Below are 22,127 nucleotides of genomic sequence, written 5' to 3'. Positions count from 1 at the left end.
GGCACGAAAACGAGACGACCCCAAGCGCTCCGGGCTTACAGCTCGGGGCGCACCTTCACGGCCAGCCGCTCCTCTCCCCAACCGTCGACCGAACATTTCGCGCGGATGAAGACTGTCCAGACGCCATCGGGCACCTGAACCGATGACAAGGACCGGGTGAAGGGCTGCTCGGTCACGTGAGGATGGTGAAGGGTCCGGGTTCCGAGAACCTGTCCGTCCTCGGTCTCCACGCGCCAGCCATCGGCATAATGATCCCAGCCGGTATCGGGGTGTTCAAGCGTTACGGAGACACGCCAATCCATGCCCGTCTTCTCCATCGACGCATCGACGATCGTGACCGGATCGGCCTGAGCAGCGGTGGTGGCGAGGAGGAGTGGCAGGAGCAGTGATTTCATGTGTCTCTAGCTAGCACCGACGCGATGAAACGGGGCTCATTTTTCCGTGTCTTTCGGCAGGTTCGACAACAGCACCTCGCGGCTGTCCGACAGGAACTCGCGTCGCAGGATCACCGCCGTCGTCAGAGCCGTGGCGAGGATCAGCGCCCAGGCCCCGACCAGCCATGCGGTGGAGGCGATCCCGAAATAGACGGCCCTGAGGCCGCGATTGTAACTGCGCGCGGCGGTCACGTTGATCTCTCCTGCCTGCCGCGCCCTCTCGAACGTGCCCGGATCGGCGATATCGTTCGGCACCGCAGCCATAAGCACCGCGCAATAGCCGAACAGCCGGTGCGACCAGACGAATTTCAGAAAGGCATTGATCGCGAAAAGCAGCATCAGGATCACCTTCAGCTCCCACAGGACGACCGGATCGGTGCCCAGCGCAAGATCGCTCGCCAGCCCGCGCAGTTGATCGGCATTGCCGATCAGCGCGAGCCCGCCGCCGATCGCGATCATGCTGGCCGAAGCGAAGAACGCCGTGCCCTGCCGCAGGATACCGACAATCTGGCTGTCGAAGATGCGCGGCTGACGCGTCACGAAATGCACCATCCAGGCACGCCGGTAGGAAGCCATCAAGGACGAGGTCGAGGGCCGCCGTGAAGGCGGATGTTCGACCGCGCGGGTCGTAGCGAGCCAGGCGATCAGCAAAAGCGCGAGAGCGAGCCAGTCGAGCCAGGTCAGAAGGTCGAGGACGCTCGGCATGGGTCAGAACGGCTTCGCGACGACGACCCAGAGGATCGCGATGACCCCGAACACGCTCGCCTCGTTGAAGATCCGCAGGAAGCGGTCGCTCTCGGTGAAGGTGCCCTTGCGTGCGCGCAGGACCATGCGGCCGGTCCACCCGTAATGCGCGGCCAGAAGGATCACCAGCGCGAGCTTCAGCCAGACCCAGTCCGGCATGGCCAGAAGCCCGCCGAGCCAGAGCCCGGTAATGAGCGCGATCACTCCAAGGCCCAGCGAAAAGCGGTAGAGCCGGATCGTCAGGTCGCCCAAAGGACCGAACTCTCCGAGGCGTGCATATTCGCGCTTCCAGTAGATGAGCGCGCGCGGCACGGCGAAGATGGAGGTCATCCAGCCCATCACGCAGAGAATATGGACGATCTTGATCCAGGTCATGTCTCTCGTTTGAGCGATCGGACAGGTCCGCGCAAGGCTAATGTCGCGCGGGCGATGCGGCGAGATGACAGATGCGGCGCACTGGACTTGAGGCCCCGTATGCTAGATGTTTCCCGCGCGTCAGAGGAGGGCCGCGCCATGGATATGCCGACACCCGACAGTGCCGTTCTGTCCCGCAAGGACGAGATCGTCGCGCGACTGCGAAAGGTTCTGCCTGCGGATGCCGTGATCGCGGATGTGGCCGAAACACGCGCCTACGAATGCGACGCATTGACCGCCTATAAATGCCCGCCGCTTGCAGCCGTGCTGCCCGCTTCCACCGAAGAGGTCTCGGACGTCTTGCGGATCTGCCACGAGATGGACGTGCCGGTCGTGCCGCGTGGCTCGGGCACCTCCCTTGCCGGGGGCGCGCTGCCGACTGCCGATTGCGTGATCCTCGGCGTCGCGCGCCTCAATGAAGTGATCGAAACCGACTACGACAACCGCTTCATCCGGGTGCAGACCGGGCGGACCAACCTGTCGGTGACGGGCGCCGTCGAGGAAGAGCAGTTCTTCTACGCCCCCGACCCGTCCTCGCAGCTGGCCTGCGCCATCGCGGGCAATATCGCGATGAATTCGGGCGGCGCGCATTGCCTCAAATACGGCGTGACGACGAACAACCTTCTCGGCGTCACGATGGTGCAGATGGATGGGACCGTTGTCGAACTCGGCGGCGCGCATCTCGATGCGGGCGGGCTCGATCTTCTGGGCGTGATCTGCGGATCCGAAGGGCAGCTTGGCGTCGTGACTGAGGCCACATTGCGGATCCTGCGCAAACCCGAAGGCGCACGGCCGGTGTTGATGGGTTTCGGTTCGAATGAGGTGGCCGGAGCCTGCGTGTCGGATATCATCAAGGCCGGTGTCCTGCCCGTCGCGATCGAGTTCATGGACCGGCCCTGCATCCGCGCCTGCGAGGCGTTCGCAAAGGCCGGCTATCCCGATTGCGAGGCGCTTCTGATCGTGGAGGTCGAAGGATCGGATGCCGAGATCGATCACCAGCTGAGCCTCATCATGGAGATCGCGCGTCGGCACGACCCGGTCGAGCTGCGCGAGGCCAAGGATGCCGACGAGGCCGGGCGGATCTGGCTCGGGCGGAAATCGGCCTTCGGCGCGATGGGCCAGATCAACGATTACATGTGTCTCGACGGCACGATCCCGGTATCCGAACTGCCCCGCGTTCTGAGCCGCATCGCCGAGATGTCGAAGGAGTACGGGCTCGACGTGGCGAATGTCTTCCATGCGGGCGACGGCAACATGCACCCGCTGATCCTCTTCAATGCCAACGAACCCGGTCAGCTGGAAAAGTGCGAAGCGCTCGGCGCCGATATCCTGAAGCTTTGCGTCGAGGTCGGCGGTTGCCTGACCGGCGAACACGGCGTCGGCATCGAGAAGCGCGACCTGATGCACACGCAATATGCGCCGGAGGATCTCGAGGCGCAGATGGCGGTAAAGGACGTGTTCGATCCCGGCTGGCTACTGAACCCGGCCAAGGTCTTCCCGCTCGACGCCTCGGATGCCAGGCGGAGCGTGAAGATCGCAGCCGAATGAGCGAGGGGGCCGTCTGCCCCCTCGCGCTCCCCCGACGGTATTTGTCCCAACCCAAAGAGCATGAGGCCGCCCGATGAGACCCGGCAGCGAACAGGAGATGAGCGAGGCGATCCGCGCGGCGTCCGGCCCGGTCAGGATCGTGGGGGGCGGAACTCGGGGCGGCTTTGGCACCGGCGAGGTGATCGAGACCGGTGGCCTGTCGGGAATCACGCTCTACGAGCCGGGCGCACTGACGCTCGTGGCGCGCGCCGGCACGCCGCTGTCGGAGATCGAGGACGCGCTGGCCCGTGAGAACCAGCGACTTGCCTTCGAGCCGATGGACCATCGCGCGCTTCTGGGCACGCGCGGCAAGCCGACTTTGGGCGGCGTTGCGGCGGGCAATATTTCCGGCCCGCGGCGGATCCAGGCGGGGGCGGCGCGGGATTTCATGCTGGGCGTGCGTTTCGTCGATGGCAACGGGACCATCGTCAAGAATGGCGGGCGGGTGATGAAGAACGTCACCGGCTACGATCTCGTGAAGCTGATGGCGGGAAGCTGGGGCCAGCTCGGGGTTCTGACTGAAATCTCGCTCAAGGTGCTGCCGGTCCCCGAGATGCAAGCGACACTGGTGCTTCACGGACTCAACGACAGGGACGCCGTTGCGGCGATGTCGCGCGCGCTCGGCTCGCCCTACGAGGTGACGGGAGCCGCGCATCTGCCCGCCAGCGGGCGCACCTGTCTCAGGATCGAGGGGTTCGAACGCTCGGTGCAGTATCGCCTTGAGGCGCTCGGCCAGCTCTTTGCCGAGGCGGCGCAGGACCGGATTGTCGATTCGGCCGAGAACGCGATCCTCTGGCAAGCGATCCGGGATGCCGAACACCTCGCCGAAAGCGCGGGGAATATCTGGCGGATCTCGGTCAAGCCGAGCGAGGGCCCGGTCGTCGCGGAGCGGCTTGGCGCGAAGGCGCATTTCTTCGATTGGGGCGGCGGTCTCGTCTGGGCGTGCCTGCGGCGCGGCGACGATGCCCGCCATGCGCTTACCGGCATCAGCGGTCACGCGACATTGGTGCGCGCAGATCCCGCCGACCTTGCAAAGCTCCCGCGCTTTCAGCCGGAACCGCCGGCCATCGCGAAGTTGACCGATGGGCTGCGCCGGAAATTCGACCCCAGAGGCCTCTTCCGGTCGGAGCCCGTGACGGCATGACGACAGAGCTTCTTCTGGCCTTCGCGATTTCCTTTGGCGCCGGACCCCTCCTGTTTCTCATCCTGACGCGGGCCGAACCTTCGGTCGCGCTTATGGCCGCTTTGGCCATCGGTGCGCTGGCGTTGATGGTCGCGGGGTCGAGCCTTGTGGATCGCGCGCCGTTCGCGGCCGTGGCGTGTCTCTGGCTCGCCTGGGTCAGTGCTGTCGCCTTCACGGCCCATGCGGCGATGCGCGCGATGAGGTCCGCGCCACTCCGCAAATGGGCCCGCGTGACCGGAAGCCTTGCGACCACCTTGCCGTGGTTCGGCCTCGCCACCGCGCAATTCCTCACTTCCTGACCCGATCAAGGACCATCATGCAGACCGAATTTCGCCCCGAGCAATTGCAGAACCCCGATTTCGAGCGATCGAACGAGATCCTGCGCGCTTGCGTGCATTGCGGTTTCTGCACCGCGACCTGCCCGACCTACCAGGTGCTGGGCGACGAGCTCGATTCGCCGCGTGGGCGGATCTATCTCATCAAGGACATGCTCGAGAACGAGCGCGTGCCGGACGAGAAGACGGTCAAGCATATCGACCGCTGCTTGTCCTGCCTCGCTTGCATGACGACCTGCCCTTCGGGCGTGCATTACATGCATCTCGTCGATCACGCCCGGACCTATATCGAAGAAAATTACCAGCGCCCATGGCAGGACCGTGCCCTGCGTTGGGTGCTGGCGCGGATCCTGCCCTATCCGGCGCGGTTCCGCCTTGCGCTGCTCGGCGCGAAGATCGGGCGGCCCTTCAAGGGGCTGATGCCGGACAAGCGGCTGCGCGCGATGCTGGACATGGCGCCGGCCACGATCCCGCCGGTCAGCCGCAACGACGACCCCCAGGTCTTTCCGGCAGAGGGCGCGCGCCGGATGCGGGTCGCGTTGATGACCGGCTGCGCGCAGAAGGCGCTCGATACCGATATCAACGACGCGACGATCCGGCTTTTGACTCGGCTTGGCGCGGAGGTGGTGATCGCGCGCGGCATGGGCTGCTGCGGCGCGCTGACCCATCACATGGGGAAGACGGACGAGGCGCACGGCACGGCGGCGCGCAATATCCGCGCCTGGTGCGGCGAGATGGACGGGGACGGGCTCGACGCCATCGCCATCAACACCTCGGGCTGCGGTACGACGGTCAAGGATTACGGGCACATGTTCCGCACCGAGCCGCTGGCGGCAGATGCCGCGCGAGTGTCCGCCATTGCGCGCGATGTCTCGGAGGTGCTGGCCGAGTTGATGAACGAGCCGCCCACGCAGACGGCGCAGGAAGCGCGCGACGGGATCGCGGGCATCGATGCCGCGCCCGGTCACGGCGTCTTTGCGCCGCCACAGGCCACGCGGGGTGGCGCGTTCCGCGTGGCCTATCACGCGGCCTGCTCGCTGCAGCACGGACAGCAGATCAAGACGCATCCGAAGGCACTGTTGAAACAGGCGGGGTTCGAAGTGGTCGAACCTGCCGACAGCCACCTCTGCTGCGGCTCTGCAGGCACCTACAACCTGATGCAGCCCGAGATCTCGGGTCAGCTCAAGACGCGCAAGGTGCGTACGCTCGAGGCCAAAAGCCCCGACATCATCGCAGCCGGCAATATCGGCTGCATGATGCAGATCGGCTCGGGCACGGAGATCCCGGTCGTGCACACGGTCGAGCTACTGGATTGGGCGACAGGCGGGCCGAAACCGGCGAAACTCATGGAAACACTCTGATCGCAGGACGGCGACCCATTGCCCCATCGGTGCCGCATTCCCGTCATGCCGCATCGCTAGATCGGACTGATCCGAACCTGCAGGAGACCTGAGTGCCGCGTCGTCTTATCCTAGCCGCCCTTTTCATGCTCGCCGCCGGGCAGAGCCCCGCCCAGGGAATCTTTTCGCTCGGCTCATCGGCCTCCGGCGGCGCATGGGACGGGGTGGGTCGGCTCGAGGTCGGCGGCAAGGCGTTCTGTACGGGAGCGTTGATCGCACCGGAACTCGTTCTGACAGCCGCCCATTGCCTCTTCGACCGAGAGACCGGCGCGCGCGTTCCCGTTGACGAGGTGCAGTTCCTCGCCGGCTGGCGCAACGGCCGGGCGGCCGCCTACCGCCATGTGCGCCGCGCCGTGGCGCATCCCGATTACGACCCGAACCGCCCTTCGAGCCCGGAGCGGGTCGAGCGTGACATCGCGCTGCTCAAGCTGCAGCATCCGATCCAGAACACCACGATTACGCCCTTCGAGACAGATACCGACCCCGCACGCGGCGACCGGATCGGCGCGGTGTCCTATGCCGCCGATGGCGAGGACGCGCCGTCGCTGCAAGAGCGCTGCGAAGTGCTATCCTTGCAGGACGGCGTAATAGTGATGTCCTGCAAAGTGGATTTCGGCGCCTCGGGCTCGCCCGTCTTCTCCTTCGAGACAGGCACGCCGCGCGTGGTGTCCATCGTCTCTGCAAAGGCCGAATCTGACGGCGTGCCGGTCTCCCTTGGCGTTTCTGTCGAAGCCGCGTTGCCGACGCTGCGTGACGCGCTTGAGGCCGACAGCCTCAATGCCCGCTTGCCGGGGGTGAAGACGGTCACGCAATCGGGCTCCGCGGACTCCGACGCGAAGTTCCTCCGGCCATGATCCGTGCGGCCCTCGCCTTCCTCCTGCTGCCCTGTCTCGCCGCAGCTCAGGGCGCGACGCCGCTGGACGCGCTCGACCGCAGGGACGAAGTGCTGAGCTGGGAAGGGGTCGGCCGGCTCGATACGCCTGAGGGGTTCTGCACAGCGACCCTCATCGCCTCCGACATTGTCCTGACCGCCGCGCATTGCGTCTCCGAACTTGCCTCGTCCGCTGGCGTCACGTTCCGCGCCGGTCTCACGGGAAATCACGCAATCGCCGCTCGACGGATCTCGCGTATGGCGCTCGATCCCGCCTATCCGGGGGCCGGGGATGGCGGGCAAAGCGCCGAAAAGATCAGCAGCGATATTGCCCTGCTTCAACTTGAAACGCCCATCACGTCGGCCGAGGCCAGCCCCTTCCGCGTGGGCGCGCCGCCCGGACGCGGCACAGACCTCAGCGTCCTGTCCTACGGGCGAGGCCGGGAGACAACCCTCTCTCGGCAAGCCATTTGCCAGATGACCGAGGCGTATCGCGGCGGCATCTTCGCCTTCGATTGCGACGTGACCTTCGGCTCATCGGGCGCGCCTGTTTTCGAAACGAGCTTCGGCAGTCGGCATATCGTCTCGCTCGTCTCGGGCGGGGGCGGCGGCGCCGCCTACGGGATGGACCTGTCGGCCAAGGTGCCGGACCTGATGCGCGAGCTGCGGAACGAGGGCGCTCGGCCGCCGGTTTCCGAAGGCGCGCGGCGGCTGCGGGTCAGCGACGGCGCGCGTGCCGGAGGAGCGAAATTCGTCCGGCCCTGAGAGATCTTGAAAGCGCTGAACACGCTCCCCAAATTTCTGCCTGGGACGCCTCTATGGGTCCCGATTGACTGAACGCTGTCTGTCCCGAAACGGGAAGGCATACAACATATGGTATCGCTCAAAGGAGGATAATCCATGCGTAGTTTCGATCTCGCACCGCTCTACCGAGCCACCGTCGGCTTCGACCAAATCGCCGACATGATGGACAGGGTGCTCGCCAATGATGTCACCCAGCCCACCTATCCGCCCTACAACATCGAGAAGACCGCCGACGATTCATATCGCATCTCGATCGCGGTCGCCGGTTTCTCGGAAAACGACCTGTCCGTCGACGTCAAGGACCATGCGCTCGTCGTCTCGGCTCGCAAGGCCGACGAAGATGATGGCCGCACGTACCTCCATCGCGGCATCGCAACCCGTGCGTTCGAGCGTCGCTTCCATCTCGCTGACCATGTGCGCGTGATCGGAGCGAGCTATGCAGACGGAATGCTGCATATCGATCTCGAGCGCGAAATCCCCGAAGCGCTGAAACCGCGCCGGGTCGAGATCCGCAAGATCGAGAACTCAGCGAAGGCGAAAGACGTCGTCGATGCTGACAAGGTGAACTGATCCTGCCTGCCAAGACTGGATGACCTCGCGAACGCCCCGGCCCGATGGCCGGGGCGTTTTTCGTCTTATACCGTCAGGCAGACGTATTTCATCTCGAGATATTCATCGATCCCGTGATGCGAGCCCTCGCGACCGAGGCCGGATTGCTTGACGCCGCCGAAGGGCGCGACTTCGGTCGAGATGAGGCCGGTATTCACGCCCACGATCCCGTATTCGAGCTCTTCGGCGACCTTCCAGACCCGGCTCAGATCCTTGGCATAGAAATACGAGGCTAGCCCGAAGATCGTGTCGTTCGCCATTGCGATCACGTCGTCGACATCCGTGAACCGGAAGAGCGGCGCGAGGGGACCGAATGTCTCTTCGGTGGCAAAATCCATCTCCTGCGTCGCGCCGGTGACGATGGCGGGCTTGAAGAAATTGCCGTCGAGATCTTCCTGATCGGAGCCGAGAATGACTTTCGCACCCTTGGATTTGGCGTCGCGGATATGCGCCTGCACCTTGTCTATGGCATCGCGGGTGATCATCGGGCCGAGATCGACATCGTCCTCGGCAAGACCGTCGCCCACCTTGAGCTGCTGCACCCGCGCCTTCAGCTTCTCGGCGAACTCGTCATACACGCCGTCCTGCACGTAGAGGCGGTTCGCGCAGACACAGGTCTGGCCATTGTTGCGGAACTTGCAGGCGATCGCCCCTTCCACGGCCGCGTCGATATCGGCGTCATCGAAGACGATGAAGGGCGCGTTGCCACCCAGCTCCATCGAGCATTTCATCACCTGGTCCGCGGCCTGACGCAATAGGATCCGGCCCACCTCGGTGGATCCGGTGAAGGTCAGCTTGCGGACTTTGGGGTTCTCGCAGAACTCCTTGCCCGCCTCGGAGGAAGACGAGGTCGGCACCACATTGAAGACACCCGCCGGAAGTCCGGCCCGCTCTGCCAGAACGCCGAGTGCGATCGCCGAGAGCGGCGTTTCGGAGGCGGGACGCGCGACGAAGGAACAGCCCGCTGCCAGTGCAGGTCCGGCCTTGCGGGTGATCATCGCATTCGGGAAATTCCACGGCGTGATCGAGGCCGCGACCCCGATGGGCTGCTTCATCACCAGGATGCGCTTGTCGCGCGCATGACCCGGAATCTGCTCACCGAGAACGCGCTTGGCCTCTTCCGCGAAGAATTCGACGAAGGACGCGCCATAGGCAATCTCGCCCTTGGCTTCGGCCAGCGGCTTGCCCTGTTCTGCGGTCATGATCTTCCCAAGGTCGTCCTGGTTCTCCATCATCAGGTCGAACCATTTGCGCAGCACCTGCGAACGCTCCTTGCCGGTCCAGCGGGCCCATTCTTTCTGCGCTTCGAAAGCGTGGTCCACGGCCTTGCCGATCTGCGCGCGCGACAGGTCAGCCACCTCCGCGATGACGTCGCCGCGCGCGGGGTTCGTCACTTCGAACGTCCCGTCGTCGCCGTCGATGAACTGCCCGTTCACATAGGCGCGTGCCTCAAGGAGCGACGGGTCGCTCAGCATCGCCTTCAGGTCCGTCGTCCGATCCAGCATGTCTCTCTCCTGTCTGATGCGGGCAATCCGGTTGGACCCGCGGATTCATCTCGATATTGTCGCCAGAAACGCCCCGGAGAGAGCTTATGGATCTGGACGACGACTACAACAATCAGGACCACATTCCCGACGCCGCGAGCTTCCCGCCGTTTTGGGCGGAGAAGGCGCAAGATTTGCGTAAAAGACTGGGGGCGGCGAACCGGGCACGGCTTGGTCTCATGTACGGACACGGAACGCGAAACGTCTTCGATCTGTTCCTGCCGCTGAGGCGGGCCGAGGGCCTCTTGATCTTCGTTCACGGCGGCTATTGGCGCCGCTTCGGCCGCGGAGACTGGTCGCATCTGTCCGAAGGCGCGCTGCGGCGGCATTGGGCGGTCGCCATGCCGTCCTATGATCTGTGCCCGCGTGTCAGCGTGGCGGACATCACCCGGCAGATCACCGATGCGGTGACCACGGCCGCGCGGGAAGTGACGGAGGTGCCGATCCGACTCGCGGGGCATTCGGCAGGCGGGCATCTCGTGGCCCGAATGCTGGAGCCCGGCCGGCTGCCGGAGGATGTCGCAAGCCGGATCGATCACGTCATGCCGATCTCACCCGTGTCCGACCTGGAGCCGCTTCTGCGAACCTCGATCAACGAGGATCTCAAACTCGATGCAGAGATGGCTCGCGCCGAAAGCCCGATTCATCAGCCGAAACCGAGCGCCCGCGTGACCGTCTGGGTCGGCGCGGACGAGCGGCCCGCCTTCCTCGATCAGGCGCGCTGGCTTGCCGAAGCCTGGGATGCCGAGCACGTGATCGAACCCGGCAAGCACCATTTCGATGTGATCGCGGGGCTCGAGAGCGAGGACAGCCGGATAACCGAAGCGCTTTTGGGCTAAGGAGAGTGCGCTTGCCGTTCCCCTATCGCGCTCCTACCTCAAAGGAATGACCGATACGCTTCCGGAAACGGGGCTCGAGGCCCTGCTCTGCTTCGATCTTTACGCCGCGCAGAACGCGATGGGGCGGTTCTACAAGTCGCTGCTGGAACCTCTGGGCCTGACCTATCCGCAGTATCTGGTCATGACGACGCTCTGGGCCGGAGAGCCGCTCAGCGTCGGACAGATCGGGCAGCGGCTGGGGCTCGAGACGAACACGGTCACGCCTCTGCTGAAACGGCTGGAAGACGCCGGGCGCATCCGGCGCGACCGGGACGCGGCAGATGACCGGCGCGTTTTGTTGTACCTGACGCCGGAGGGTCGCGCGCTTCGTGCCAAGGCCGCGCATGTGCCTGCCTGCATCACCGAGGCGCTCGGCATGTCGCAGCGGGAGATCGGCGAATTGCAAAATGGCCTTAGGCAGTTGCGCTCGGCGCTTCTTCCGAAGACAGAGTGAGGCCTTGGATCGCCCCCGCGGTTGGGGCAATGTCACCGCGCAGAACAAGGTAACGAGGTGCCCGCCCGATGGCCTATGTGAAATGGACCTTCATCATCCTCTTCTGGGCGGTTCTTCTGTCCTTCCTGCACTATACGTTGCCGCAGAACGATATCGTGCGGATCACCGATACCTACGAAAAACGCGAGGATATCGGCGCGAACAGCCTGTTCTGGACGCGCGGCGATGCCGGGGCGAGCCCGAATGACAGCCGGGATGTGTTCTTCATCCAGACGCGGCGCGCGGGCGACGACATCATGGTCTATCGCAACGAGGATACCGGCTGGGGCTGGCCGCCCTATTTCAAGTTCAACAGCTCGAACCTGCAGGCCGAGGCCGCTGATCTGCGCTCGACCGGAAGCGAGCCCAACTGGGTCGCGATCCGCCATTACGGCTGGCGCGCGGAGTTCCTGTCGATCTTCCCGAACGCCGTGGCGCTGAAGTCGGTGGAGGGCCCGGATGTCCGCATCATTCCCTGGCGCGCGATCTTCATTCTCATCGTCCTCTTCGCGGTGTTCTGGGCCATCTGGGTTCGCTGGCGGCGCTTTCGCGCGGCGCGGATCGATCCGGTCCTGAGCGAAGCCGCGGACAGTTTCGACGACGCGGCACATGGCCTCAAATCCCGGCGCAAGCGGGTGACGGACTGGGTGCGCGGGCGCTGACCGCGCCGCTTTTGTTGCCAATTCTGCCATAAACGGGCCGAAATCCCCCTCTACTCTGCTCAAGTGTGGACCCTGGCGATCAGACCGGGGCCGCAACGGTCAGCAAGAGGGCAGTTTCGATGTTTGAGACGATTGCGGCTCTGGGCGTCGCCGTTTTGGGCGGGACGCTCAGTGCGTTTCTTCCCGGTCTGGACGAGGCTGACGACCTCGAGGAGGCCGGCCCCGAGGCAGCGGCCGCGGCCGATCCCGCCGATGCGCCACGACTTCCCGTCATCAGCGCCGAGGAGCCCTGGTTCGAGAACTTCGACCCGATGGTCGACCAGGTTGTCGTCGTTTTCCCGGACAGCATGGGCAGCGCCAGCCTTTCGGATCTGAGCTTTGCCTATGACGAGGAGCACGATGAGACCGAGGTGACCTTGAAGACGCCTCAGGGCGAGCGCTGCGTCTGTTTCCTGCCCGAAGTCGCGCCGGGTGAGATGGACGCCGCCAATTTCGACTTCATGTCCGAAAGCGAGGCCCGCGCGCAGCTTGGCCTCTGACGGGGTCCGGTATCACGATGGCGCGGCAGCGCGCGACAGGCTAGGACGCGGCTGGTAAGCTCGCGGCGCAGGCGCAGAAGATCGAGGTCGGCAGAACGCAACATGCCCAACGCCATCGCATATCTGATGCTCGGCTTCTGGCCGATTGTCACGCTTGCGGCGTTCCGGCTCCTTCCGCCGGGCCGGGCGCTGCTGGTGTCGGTGATCGGAGGATACCTTCTGCTGCCTCCCGAACCCGCCGCATTCGATCTGCCGCTTCTGCCGGGTCTCGACAAGGTCACCTTGCCCGGCGTGGTGTGCCTGGCCTGCCTCGTCGCGTTCCGCAACCAATCGGCCCGATCCTTCTGGCCTGAATCGCCCCTGGTTGGCCTTCTGCTGACCCTCTATCTCGCGACCCCGCTCATGACCGCAGTGATGAACCTCGATCCCGTGCGCTGGGGCCGCTTCGAGGTACCGGCAATGAGCCTGAAGGACGGAGTGGGGTTAGCCCTCCGACATGCGCTCACCATCCTGCCATTCCTGCTGGCGCGTCAGCATCTCGCCTCAGGCGGCGCGCTGCGGGACGTCGCCTTGGTGGTGACGCTTGGCGGCCTCGCCTACGTGCCTTTGATGCTGGTCGAGGTGCCGCTCGGCCCGATCCTTAACGAAGGGTTCTACGGATTCCAGCAGGCGCTCGAGAGCCAGGCGGAACGTGGAGACACGTATCGCCCCGTCGTCTTTCTACAGCACGGCCTTTGGGTGGCGTTCTTCACGCTGTCGGCCACGCTATGTGCCTTCACGCTTTGGCGGAGCGAGTCGAGCGGGCGCACGAAATTGCTGTTCGCCGCGCTTCTTCTTCTGGGAACACTTCTGGCAATGAAATCCTTCGGCGCGCTTCTTATGGCGCTCACGGTGGTCCCGCTTCTTGTCCTGACCGGCCGGCGCATCCAGACAGGCGCTGCGATACTCATTGCCTGTCTCGCGCTGGCCTATCCGCTCTCGAAGACGAGCGGCATCGTGCCGGAAGAAAAGCTTCTCGCCAATATAGCCGAGATCGATGCCGAACGAGCATATTCGCTCGAATTCCGGATGGCGAACGAGAATGTGCTGATGGAACGCGCGCTCGAGCGGCCGTTTTTCGGGTGGGGCAGCTGGGGGCGCAATCACGTGATGAACTCCGCCAGCGGCGAATGGGAGACGATCACCGATGGCCGCTGGGTTCTAACCCTGGGCGTGCTGGGCGCGGTCGGACTGGTTGCGGAATTCGGCCTCTTGCTCATGCCGATCTTCCTGCTCCTTTCCGCTGGAATCGCGCGCGACCCCGAGCGCTTCTCACCCTATGCGCCGCCGCTCGCGCTCTTGCTATCGCTCAATATCTTCGACCTCATTCCGAACGCCACGCTTACACCGATCACTTGGCTTTTGGCCGGTGTGCTCCTCGCGCATGCGGAGCGGCCCGAGCGGCGGAGCACAACCGATTCACCTGATGCGACGCCAAGAGGGCCTGCGCCGTTGCGCTGGAAGCCGATCCTTTGAGCGTTGAAGCATCCCGCCCGCGCGTCCTCGCCATCGCCGAGGCGGCCAATCCCGAATGGGTGTCGGTGCCGCTTGTCGGCTGGTCGATGGCCCAGGCGCTGCGGGAGGTCGCTGATGTCCACCTCGTCACGCAGATCCGCAACCGGCAGGCGATCCTGCGGGCAGGCATGATCGAAGGTGACGAGTTCACCGCGATCGACACAGAGGCGCTCGCCCGACCCGCGTACCGCGTCGCCGAGATGCTTCGCATGGGCGAGGGCAAAGGCTGGACGATGATCCAGGCCGCGCAGGCGCTCACCTATCCATGGTTCGAGCGCAAGGTTTGGGAGCGGTTCGGCGCGGATCTCAAGGCGGGGCGCTATGACCTCGTGCACAGGATCACGCCATTGTCGCCGACCGCGACATCGCCCCTGGCTGCCAAGCTCGCAGCGATTGACGTGCCGTTCGTCGTCGGACCCATCAATGGCGGCGTGCCCTGGCCGGAAGGCTACGGCCATGTGCGCCGCGCGGAACGCGAATGGCTGGGTTACATCCGCGATGTGCACAAGCTCGTGCCGGGCCGGTCCGCCACGCTCAAACATGCCAGCGTCATCCTCACGGGCTCGCGCCTGACCGCGGCGGAGCTGCCGAAGTCGGTTGCGAACAAGACGATCTGGTTGCCCGAGAACGCGATCGACACGACACGCTTCTCGGGTCGCGCGAGCCCGGGCAAGCGTGGTGCGCCCTTCCGCGCGGTGTTTGTCGGGCGACTCGTCGCGCTCAAGGGTGTCGACATGCTGATCGAGGCCGCACGCCCCCTGATCGAACGCGGAGAGCTGGTCATCGATATCGTCGGTGACGGCCCCGAAATGCCCCGCCTCAAAACCCTTGCCGACCCTCTCGGGGCTGGCATCACCTTCCACGGCTGGCAGGCGCATGGCGCGGTGCAGGACATCCTGCTCGGAGGCGACGTCCTCGCCTTCCCGTCGATCCGTGAGTTCGGCGGCGGCGTGGTACTTGAGGCGATGGCCCTCGGATTGCCACCGCTCGTGGTCGATTATGCCGGGCCCGGAGAGCTCGTGGACGAGACCACCGGTTACAAGGTGCCCTGCCTTCCGCCCGAGGGCTTGGTGCCTGCGCTGCGCGAAGCGCTCGAACGCATCGTCGCGGAGCCTGACGTCCTCGCCGCCAAGGGCGCTCGGGCTGCGGCGAAGGTCGCGCGGCATTTCACCTGGCCGGCGAAGGCGCGACAGATCGACGAGGTCTATCGCTGGGTGCTGGCGGGCAGAGAGGGCCCGGCGCCGAACTTTTTCGCAGAGACGCCTTCATCCTACGAGGCAGGGTCATGACCTATCCCTCATTGCAGGAAGACCGGGACGCGGTGGTGGTCGGCGGCACGTTCGAACGCGCGCTGATTGAAGGCGGGCGCGGGTGCCTACACACTGGCAAGATGGATGGCGACCCCGCCCTTGCCAAACTCTGCGCCCGCACCGGATCACGGAGAGTGGCGTTGCCTGAGCGCGCGTATGACCTCCAGAGGCAGGATCGCGCCGCATTTCGCGTAGCGCGGGGCCAATCGTCGCGGGTCACTCAGCATTCGCCAGAGCCATTCGAGCGCCAGCTTCCGGACGAGTCTCGGCGCGCGTCTCTGGTGACCGGCGAAGAAATCGAGACCCGCGCCGATGGAGACGAAGCCGATATCCGGCGCGATCTCGCGTCCGCGTGCAGCGAAGCACTCCTGACGCGGGGCGCCAAGAGCCAGGAAGACAAGGCGCGCTCCTTCGGCTTGCATACGTCCGAGCGCATCGCGTGCGGCGTCGCCATCAGGATCGAACCCCATCGGCGGGGCTTCGGCAAAGGCGATCCTGAGGCCCGGCACCTCGGCTTCGAGATAGGTTTTTGCGCGACCGAGCGTTTCTTCCGTACTGCCATAAAGGCCGATTGCCGCGCCAAGCTCGGCCGCGACACGGCAGAGCGGCAGGATCGCATCCGAGCCAGGCACCAAGTCGACGGGACGCGAGGCAAGACGCGAGAGCCAAACGACAGGGTTGCCGTCGGCCGTCACGAAGTCATGGCTCGCATAGGCCGCGCGGAATTCGGGATCGCTTCGGAGCTTGACCATGTGATCGAGATTGAGCGTCGCCACGGCAAAGCCCCGTCCCTCGGAGAGACGGTCGCGGACGGCGGCCGACAGCGCGTCGTGATCCGCGACATTCACGGCAACGCGCGTGCCCGCGTATTCGAATGTCATGTCCTGTCCCATCGCTGCGCTCATAGCATCAGTGGCCCGCGGCGTGCAGGACAAATGCGCGTCGCTCGACTTCGGTGCATGCCGCCCGTGTCCTGTCTGCCCGCGAGGTGCCCAGGATGAAGCGCGTGGCCTACCTCACCGGACACTATCCGCGCGTCTCGCATACCTTCATCGAGCGCGAGATCGAGGGTTTGCGCGCGGTCGGACACGAGGTCCAGACCTGCTCCATACGGCGCACCGCCCGGTCGGAGCTGTCCGGCCCCGCACAAGAGGCCGAGCAAGCGCGAACCTGGCATGTGATCGAAGCTGCAAAGCGCCCTGCAACGCTTCTCGGCGCGCACTGGCATTACCTGAGACATCATCCGAGACGCTGGTGGCAGACGCTCCACCTCGCAGTCCGCACCTCCGCTGACGGACCGCGCGCCCTGCTCTGGCAGCTGTTCTATTTCCTTGAGGCTGCCGTCCTTGCCCGGCATCTCGAACGCGAAAAGGTGGCACATCTGCACAACCACCTCGCATCGCAATCCTGCAACGTGGCAATGCTTACCTCGGCGCTATCCGGCATCCCCTACTCTTTCACGATCCATGGGCCGGATACGTTCTTCGAAGCGCCCCGTTGGCATCTTGCCGAGAAGACGCGCCGTGCAGCCTTCGTCTCGTGCATTTCGCATTTCGCGCGCTCGCAGCTGATGTGCTTTGCCGATCCCGCCGACTGGGACAAGCTGAAGATCGTGCATTGCGGCGTCTATCCAGAGGCTTACACGGCTCCAGAGACAGAAGGGGCCCGCCTCCTCTTTGTCGGCAGACTTGTCGGGGTGAAAGGGCCGCGCCTTTTGCTGCGTGCGCTGACGCAGCTGTCCGGGACGCATCCGGACGCGACACTGACTTATGTGGGCGATGGCCCGGACCGCGTGGCGCTCGAGACGCTGGCGCGCGAGACGGGCCTCGCGGAGCGTGTTCGGTTTCTGGGATATCAGCCGCCCGAGAAGGTGGCCGAGGCACTGGCGGACGCGGATGTCTTCTGCCTGCCGAGCTTCGCCGAGGGCGTGCCCGTCGTGCTCATGGAGGCGATGGCCGCCGGGCGTGCAGTCGTCACCTCGCGCATCGCGGGCATCCCAGAGCTTATCGAGGACGGTGTCAGCGGCCGGCTGGTGCCGCCGGGCGATCTCGGCGCGTTGACGGATGCGCTGGAGGCGTGCCTCTCGGATCGGGATGCAGCGCGCCGCATGGGAGAGGCCGCCCGTGCGCGCGTCGCGGCGGAGTTCGACGCGCGCATCGAAGCACGCAAGCTTTCGGCGCATATCGAGGCCGCCCGATGAGCGACGTGGATATCGTTCTGATCGGGCGCAACGAAGCCCAACGCCTGCCGGCGGCACTTGCTGCCGCCAAGAGGAGCGGCGCGCGACTTGTCTACGTGGATTCGGGCTCCAGCGACGGCAGCCCGGAGATCGCGCAGGAGATGGGGGCGGAGGTTGTGCGGCTCGACATGTCCCGTCCCTTCACCGCAGCCCGCGCGCGCAATGCCGGCGCAGCCGCTTTGCACGATCCCGCCCCGTATCTGCAATTCGTCGATACCGATTGCGTGTTGGCGCCAGGCTGGATCGAGACTGCGAAGGACTTTCTCGCTCAGCACCAGCGCCACGCCCTCGTGACCGGGTGGGCACGGGAAGAGCAGCCGGACCACTCTGTCTTCAACCGTCTCATCGACTGGGAATGGCGCGCGCCGGCCGGCCCTATCGACGCCTGCTCTGGAAACCTGATGGTGCGCCGGTCGAGCTTCGATGCGGTCGGCGGCTTCGATCGGGGCTTCATCGCCTCGGAGGAGGAAGACCTCTGTGCCCGGCTTGCCAGCGATGGGTGGGCCCTAGAGCGGCTGCCCGAAGAGATGGTCACACACGACGCCGGCATGACCCGGCTTTCGGAATGGTGGCGGCGCACTGAACGGGCGGGTCATGGGCTCGCGCAGCTGGGCGCGAAACATCCGGGCCGCAGGCACACGGAACGCTGGCGCGCATGGCTCTACGGATTGGCGCTCCCCGTCGCAACGCTGGTTCTCGCGGTGCTCTGGTGGCCGCTCGTCATCCTCCCGCCCGCGATCTACGGACGCAGCTGGCTGAGCGGCTACCGCACACTCCGCAACACCGGGACACGACCTGCCGACGCCCGCGCCTTCGCCACGCTCTTCACGTTGGCGAAAGCGCCGGTTCTGGTCGGAATGCTCCGTTTTTATTTTCGGTCGATGCTGCGGCGAGACATGCGGCTGATCGAGTATCGAAAAGATCGGGCGTAGCGGCACCCGCACCCAATGCGGCCCGTAAACAATCCCCGCTTTTCGACCCAATTTTCGACAGAATCGTCGTCTTTAACCAACGTGGAGCAGAAGACACCAAACTTGAGACCAGGCATATTGATGCAGGCAGGCCTATCCTCAGCGTGGCAGCAGCCACCGAGCACCGCGTTCCGTCCCGAATGGAGCGCGCGATGAGTGCTGACCGGACCTTCCGCCGGAAGAACCGCCCGGTGCGCGCCCGCGAAGAGGATGACATGCGCCCCGTCGCGCCACTGGAGCGTCCGAAGGATCGTGTCCCGCAAGATGCGGCGCCCCCCGCTTCCGTGGAGAGTGGCGAGGCAAGGGACAAGCCGCGCACCTTTCGCCGCAAGAATCCGCCGCGCCGAACGCCGGAGGCACAGCGCCCTGCGGGTGCGCCCGAAGCGCGGCCGGACCCGGCTGACAAGGAACCGGACGTTCCCCGGAAAACGCTGACCAAACCGCCAGTCCGCCTTGAGCCCGAGATGCGCCAGGACGCGCCGACAGACGCAGCGCCGGAAGAGACGCCGCCGTCTATGGCCGAGGCTCAGGAGCCGGCTGCCTTGACGCGCGCTGACGAGTTGAATGACGGTCCGGCAACCGCTCCGGCGATGGCACCTCCGGCGGAACGGACGGCAACGCCCGTGACGCGAAGCCTTTCCGAGAGCGCCGCGGATCAGGACGCCAACTGGCGCGCGCTCGACACGTTTCGCGTGGACGAGCGCCTTCTCGATCGCAACCGGATCATTACGGCAAGCCGCTACGACCCGGCGCATTCCTCGTTCGACGTTCTCCGTACACGGCTCCTGCAGGCGCTTGCGGAGCGTGGATGGACCCGTATCGCCATCACCTCACCGACACAGGGATGCGGCAAGACGTTCACCGCCGCGAACCTCGCGATAAGCCTCGCGCGACAGGAAAACTGCCGCACGATCCTGTTCGACACTGATTTGCGGAATCCCTCTCTGTCGAAGGTGTTCGGACTGAGCGGGATGGGTCCGATCGGCAACCTTTTGCGGGGCGCGAGCGGCCCCGAAGACCATCTGCTGCGGCTCGGACCGAACGCCATCCACGCTTCGCAGAACCTCGCCATCGCGTTCAACGATGCGCCGGAGACCTACGCGTCGGAGCTCTTGCAGGATCCGCGCACGGGTCATTCGCTGAACCACGTTCAGGAACGTTACAGGCCCGACGTGATGCTGTTCGACATGCCGCCTGCCCTCTACGGTGACGACGTGATCGCAATGCGGCCGCATATCGACGCGGTGATCCTTGTGGTCGGCGGCGGCCTGACAAGCGAGCGCGAGATCCGCGAAGTCGAAGCGCGCCTCGGGACCGAGACCCCGCTGCTGGGCGTCGTACTCAATCGCGCGGAAGGCTCCACCGCGCGAAAATACACCTACTAGAGATTAGTCCGCGAGGCTTCGGGGCAGAAACCGCTCCCAGAGCGCCGGGTCGAGCAGCCGAGTTCCGAAGAACTGAACCGCCGCCGCGACGGCGGCTGCCAAGGCTGCAAGCGCGGCGAGAATGCCGAGGCGGCTGCCCCAACCCGATTTGCGGCGCTCAACCACCGGAACCGTGATGACCGGCGTGATGCCAAGGCGACGCTCGAGCTGCGCGGCAGTGCGGATCGCGGGATTGAACGCCTCTGCCGCATAGGCGACGCCAAGTGCAAGAGCCACGCTGAGCGCTGCGCCGATGGTCGCGATCGAGCGGCGGCTGCGCGAGATAGACTCGTCCGCAGGCACGGCCCGTTCCAGAACGGTCAGCCGGTCGGATTGATCGCGCGCCTCCAGCACCTGTTCGAGCTCCGCATCGGAGCGTTGGCTCACGACCGTGCGGTACTGCTCCTGCAGGTTGCCGATCTGCCGTTCGATCAGCGCCAGCTCCTGCGCCACTTGCGGCGCACGCGCGATGGCCTCTTCGATCTCGGCCATGCGCGTCTCCACGAGCGCTTTCTGGTCCTCGAGAAGGGCGATCTCCTGCTGGCGCACCTCATCGCGCTGGCGCGTGCTCGTGGTTTGCAACTCGGCGATATCGCGGTCGATGCCGAAGGCTGTTTCCTCCAGAGAGGTCAGCCGCGTACGAAGCGCTCCGACAGAGGAGGGAAGCGCCTGGTCGTTCTCCCGGCGAAAGACAGCAAGCTCAGCCTCTTTTTCTTCGATGGCCGCTTCGAGCCGCGCGGCTTCCTCGTCGAAGAAAGCCAAGGCGTCCTCGGCGCGCGACAGGTTCTGCTGGCGCGCTTCTTCTATTCCCGCCTGCATCACCTCGTTGGCAAGCGCCGCGGCGCGAACCGGATCGTCCGTTGTCGCCTCGATGATGAGGGCATAAGGCGCGGTGCGCGGCTGGTTGATCCGGTCGTCGGCGATCTCACGGATCTGGATCGCCTCACGCATGATGATCAGCCGCGAAGTACGGCTGAGCTCCTCGGAGGAGTCCTCAACGTCGAACATACCGATCTGCTCGCCGATGCGAAGTAGGTTTTTGGAGGATGTCATCCGCTGCTTGATCAGCTCGATCCGGCGCACGGCGTCGGACGTCACGCCGATCCCCTCCTCGGGCGCGGATATGCGTGCATTTTCGACCTGAACGACAGCCGTTGCCATATAAAGCTTCTGCTGTCCCAGCGCGAACAGCACCGACAGCACGCAGCCGAGGAGGATGATGCCCGCCATGATCGGCATACGGCGACGCAACGCTGCGAACAGCTCGTCCTTGCTCTGGATCTGCAACATGTCGTCACTCCGGCAGTTGGGCCCCCACTGCACAGAGACGAATCGCACTTGGGGCGCGGCCCGTCCTCGACACAATCTAGACGCTTCGCCCGAATGTTGCCACTTTTGCGACCCTTCAGGTGGCGAAACAAACCATCCCGATTTCGGAAATCACGGCCATGTTTTCGCCGCAATTGGGCAGGTCAGGTGCGGGATAATGCCGATAGCGACAGGCAGAGGCCGTCGCCGGTCCATTGACTGACCGGGATCGTCTGGCCCTTCGCGAAGGGGGGCACCGGACGGGCGAAACGCAGCGCCCGCACGGCCCCGTCATAGCGCAGCGCATCGAACCCGAATAGCGTCCGCGAAAGCGGATATTGCGCCTTGTAGGCCGCCTCCTTGGCCGAGAAGAGCTGACGTCCGGCAAGCCTGCGGTCCGGACCGACCGCGTCGAGCTCGGATGCGAGGCCGATCTCTGGCAGGATGTCCTCGGGCAGCGGGTTGAAAGGCTCGATGTCGACACCAAGCGCCATGTAATCGGTTTGCCGCGCGACCACGGCGATGCAGGCCGTATCGCAATGCGAGACGCTGCCGACAATGCCCTCGGGCCAGATCGGGCTGCGGTCCTCCGCCATGGGAATTGCCACCTCCGGGTGGCCGAGTGCGGCAAGGGCGCGGCGGGCAGCTCGGCGCCCGCCCGCAAATTCCGCGCGCCGCCCGGTGACAGCCCGGCTGACCGCTGCTTCCTCGACCGGGTAGAGATCGCCGGGCTCGGACTGCGGCGGACAGATCGCCACAGCCACTCCGGCCGGCCATGCGGAGCCGAGCCCCGCGATCATCTTCTCCAGAACCGCTGCGGGCAT

23 protein-coding genes are annotated in these 22,127 nt (G+C 65.2%); 16 read left to right on the top strand and 7 right to left on the bottom strand.

Going from position 1 to position 22,127, the window contains the following annotated elements:
- Positions 1-35: 35 nt before the first annotated feature.
- From FIU91_RS00585 to FIU91_RS00575, 3 genes are read right to left on the bottom strand one after another with little or no spacing between them, the layout of a single operon-like run.
- On the bottom strand, positions 36-395 hold the full coding sequence (locus tag FIU91_RS00585) for a hypothetical protein (RefSeq protein WP_152461013.1): 360 nt from the start codon (positions 393-395) through the stop codon (positions 36-38).
- Positions 396-431: 36 nt separating this feature from the next.
- Complete coding sequence (locus FIU91_RS00580) at positions 432-1,139, bottom strand: DUF599 domain-containing protein (protein ID WP_093011954.1); 708 nt, start codon at positions 1,137-1,139, stop codon at positions 432-434.
- Positions 1,140-1,142: 3 nt separating this feature from the next.
- Complete coding sequence (locus FIU91_RS00575) at positions 1,143-1,553, bottom strand: CopD family protein (RefSeq protein ID WP_093011952.1); 411 nt, start codon at positions 1,551-1,553, stop codon at positions 1,143-1,145.
- Positions 1,554-1,691: 138 nt separating this feature from the next.
- On the opposite strand from FIU91_RS00575, the gene FIU91_RS00570 reads away from it, so the two are divergent.
- The 7 genes from FIU91_RS00570 (at position 1,692) to FIU91_RS00540 (ending at position 8,342) form a co-directional block, all read left to right on the top strand.
- A complete protein-coding gene (locus tag FIU91_RS00570; protein ID WP_152461012.1) occupies positions 1,692-3,140 on the top strand; it encodes an FAD-linked oxidase C-terminal domain-containing protein in 1,449 nt (482 codons plus the stop codon).
- 73 nt (positions 3,141-3,213) lie between these two features.
- Positions 3,214-4,323: an FAD-binding protein gene (locus FIU91_RS00565; RefSeq protein ID WP_152461011.1), complete on the top strand. Its 1,110-nt coding sequence runs from the start codon at positions 3,214-3,216 to the stop codon at positions 4,321-4,323.
- A complete protein-coding gene (locus FIU91_RS00560; protein WP_152461010.1) occupies positions 4,320-4,661 on the top strand; it encodes a hypothetical protein in 342 nt (113 codons plus the stop codon). Before FIU91_RS00565 ends, FIU91_RS00560 begins: the two co-directional genes overlap by 4 nt.
- A 17-nt stretch (positions 4,662-4,678) precedes the next feature.
- A complete protein-coding gene (gene glcF, locus FIU91_RS00555; RefSeq protein ID WP_152461009.1) occupies positions 4,679-6,058 on the top strand; it encodes a glycolate oxidase subunit GlcF in 1,380 nt (459 codons plus the stop codon).
- A 92-nt stretch (positions 6,059-6,150) separates the two neighbouring features.
- Positions 6,151-6,951, top strand: a complete 801-nt coding sequence (locus tag FIU91_RS00550) for a serine protease (RefSeq protein ID WP_254702009.1) — start codon at positions 6,151-6,153, stop codon at positions 6,949-6,951.
- Complete coding sequence (locus FIU91_RS00545) at positions 6,948-7,733, top strand: serine protease (protein WP_152461008.1); 786 nt, start codon at positions 6,948-6,950, stop codon at positions 7,731-7,733. The genes FIU91_RS00550 and FIU91_RS00545 overlap by 4 nt, the downstream gene beginning before the upstream one ends.
- A 135-nt stretch (positions 7,734-7,868) precedes the next feature.
- Positions 7,869-8,342, top strand: coding sequence for an Hsp20 family protein (locus FIU91_RS00540; RefSeq protein WP_152461007.1), 474 nt, complete (start codon positions 7,869-7,871; stop codon positions 8,340-8,342).
- Between the two features lie 65 nt (positions 8,343-8,407).
- Here the strand turns inward: FIU91_RS00540 and FIU91_RS00535 are convergent, their stop codons facing one another.
- The gene (locus tag FIU91_RS00535) at positions 8,408-9,886 is read right to left on the bottom strand and encodes an NAD-dependent succinate-semialdehyde dehydrogenase (protein WP_152461006.1); all 1,479 of its coding nucleotides are present in this window, start codon (positions 9,884-9,886) and stop codon (positions 8,408-8,410) included.
- A gap of 86 nt (positions 9,887-9,972) precedes the next feature.
- On the opposite strand from FIU91_RS00535, the gene FIU91_RS00530 reads away from it, so the two are divergent.
- From FIU91_RS00530 to FIU91_RS00505, 6 genes are all read left to right on the top strand, one after another.
- Positions 9,973-10,764, top strand: a complete 792-nt coding sequence (locus FIU91_RS00530) for an alpha/beta hydrolase (RefSeq protein ID WP_152461005.1) — start codon at positions 9,973-9,975, stop codon at positions 10,762-10,764.
- Positions 10,765-10,810: 46 nt separating this feature from the next.
- A complete protein-coding gene (locus FIU91_RS00525) occupies positions 10,811-11,257 on the top strand; it encodes a MarR family winged helix-turn-helix transcriptional regulator (RefSeq protein WP_093011934.1) in 447 nt (148 codons plus the stop codon).
- Between the two features lie 68 nt (positions 11,258-11,325).
- Complete coding sequence (locus FIU91_RS00520) at positions 11,326-11,958, top strand: DUF1523 family protein (RefSeq protein ID WP_152461004.1); 633 nt, start codon at positions 11,326-11,328, stop codon at positions 11,956-11,958.
- Positions 11,959-12,077: 119 nt separating this feature from the next.
- Positions 12,078-12,497 (top strand): hypothetical protein, encoded by a 420-nt coding sequence (locus tag FIU91_RS00515; protein ID WP_152461003.1) that lies wholly within the window; start codon positions 12,078-12,080, stop codon positions 12,495-12,497.
- 102 nt (positions 12,498-12,599) lie between these two features.
- Positions 12,600-14,012: a hypothetical protein gene (locus FIU91_RS00510; RefSeq protein WP_152461002.1), complete on the top strand. Its 1,413-nt coding sequence runs from the start codon at positions 12,600-12,602 to the stop codon at positions 14,010-14,012.
- Positions 14,009-15,340 (top strand): glycosyltransferase family 4 protein, encoded by a 1,332-nt coding sequence (locus tag FIU91_RS00505; protein WP_254702008.1) that lies wholly within the window; start codon positions 14,009-14,011, stop codon positions 15,338-15,340. The genes FIU91_RS00510 and FIU91_RS00505 overlap by 4 nt, the downstream gene beginning before the upstream one ends.
- Positions 15,341-15,486: 146 nt before the next feature.
- Here FIU91_RS00505 and FIU91_RS00500 read toward each other — a convergent pair whose 3' ends face one another.
- Positions 15,487-16,242 carry a WecB/TagA/CpsF family glycosyltransferase gene (locus FIU91_RS00500; protein ID WP_152461001.1) on the bottom strand — a complete coding sequence of 252 codons (756 nt, stop codon included), beginning with the start codon at positions 16,240-16,242 and terminating at the stop codon, positions 15,487-15,489.
- 116 nt (positions 16,243-16,358) lie between these two features.
- Here FIU91_RS00500 and FIU91_RS00495 point away from each other — a divergent pair, with 116 nt between their 5' ends.
- From FIU91_RS00495 to FIU91_RS00485, 3 genes are all read left to right on the top strand, one after another.
- The gene (locus FIU91_RS00495) at positions 16,359-17,561 is read left to right on the top strand and encodes a glycosyltransferase family 4 protein (RefSeq protein ID WP_152461000.1); all 1,203 of its coding nucleotides are present in this window, start codon (positions 16,359-16,361) and stop codon (positions 17,559-17,561) included.
- On the top strand, positions 17,558-18,532 hold the full coding sequence (locus FIU91_RS00490; protein ID WP_152460999.1) for a glycosyltransferase family 2 protein: 975 nt from the start codon (positions 17,558-17,560) through the stop codon (positions 18,530-18,532). The genes FIU91_RS00495 and FIU91_RS00490 overlap by 4 nt, the downstream gene beginning before the upstream one ends.
- Before the next feature lie 191 nt (positions 18,533-18,723).
- The gene (locus tag FIU91_RS00485; RefSeq protein ID WP_152460998.1) at positions 18,724-19,956 is read left to right on the top strand and encodes a CpsD/CapB family tyrosine-protein kinase; all 1,233 of its coding nucleotides are present in this window, start codon (positions 18,724-18,726) and stop codon (positions 19,954-19,956) included.
- 3 nt (positions 19,957-19,959) lie between these two features.
- Here the strand turns inward: FIU91_RS00485 and FIU91_RS00480 are convergent, their stop codons facing one another.
- On the bottom strand, positions 19,960-21,285 hold the full coding sequence (locus tag FIU91_RS00480) for a chain-length determining protein (protein ID WP_152460997.1): 1,326 nt from the start codon (positions 21,283-21,285) through the stop codon (positions 19,960-19,962).
- A gap of 182 nt (positions 21,286-21,467) precedes the next feature.
- Positions 21,468-22,127 carry a 4'-phosphopantetheinyl transferase gene (locus FIU91_RS00475; protein WP_172974886.1) on the bottom strand — a complete coding sequence of 220 codons (660 nt, stop codon included), beginning with the start codon at positions 22,125-22,127 and terminating at the stop codon, positions 21,468-21,470.

Source organism: Roseivivax sp. THAF30 (assembly GCF_009363575.1).
Classification (GTDB): domain Bacteria; phylum Pseudomonadota; class Alphaproteobacteria; order Rhodobacterales; family Rhodobacteraceae; genus Roseivivax; species Roseivivax halotolerans.
Note: the sequence above shows the minus strand (reverse complement) of the source record. Positions and strands in the feature narration are given on the sequence as shown.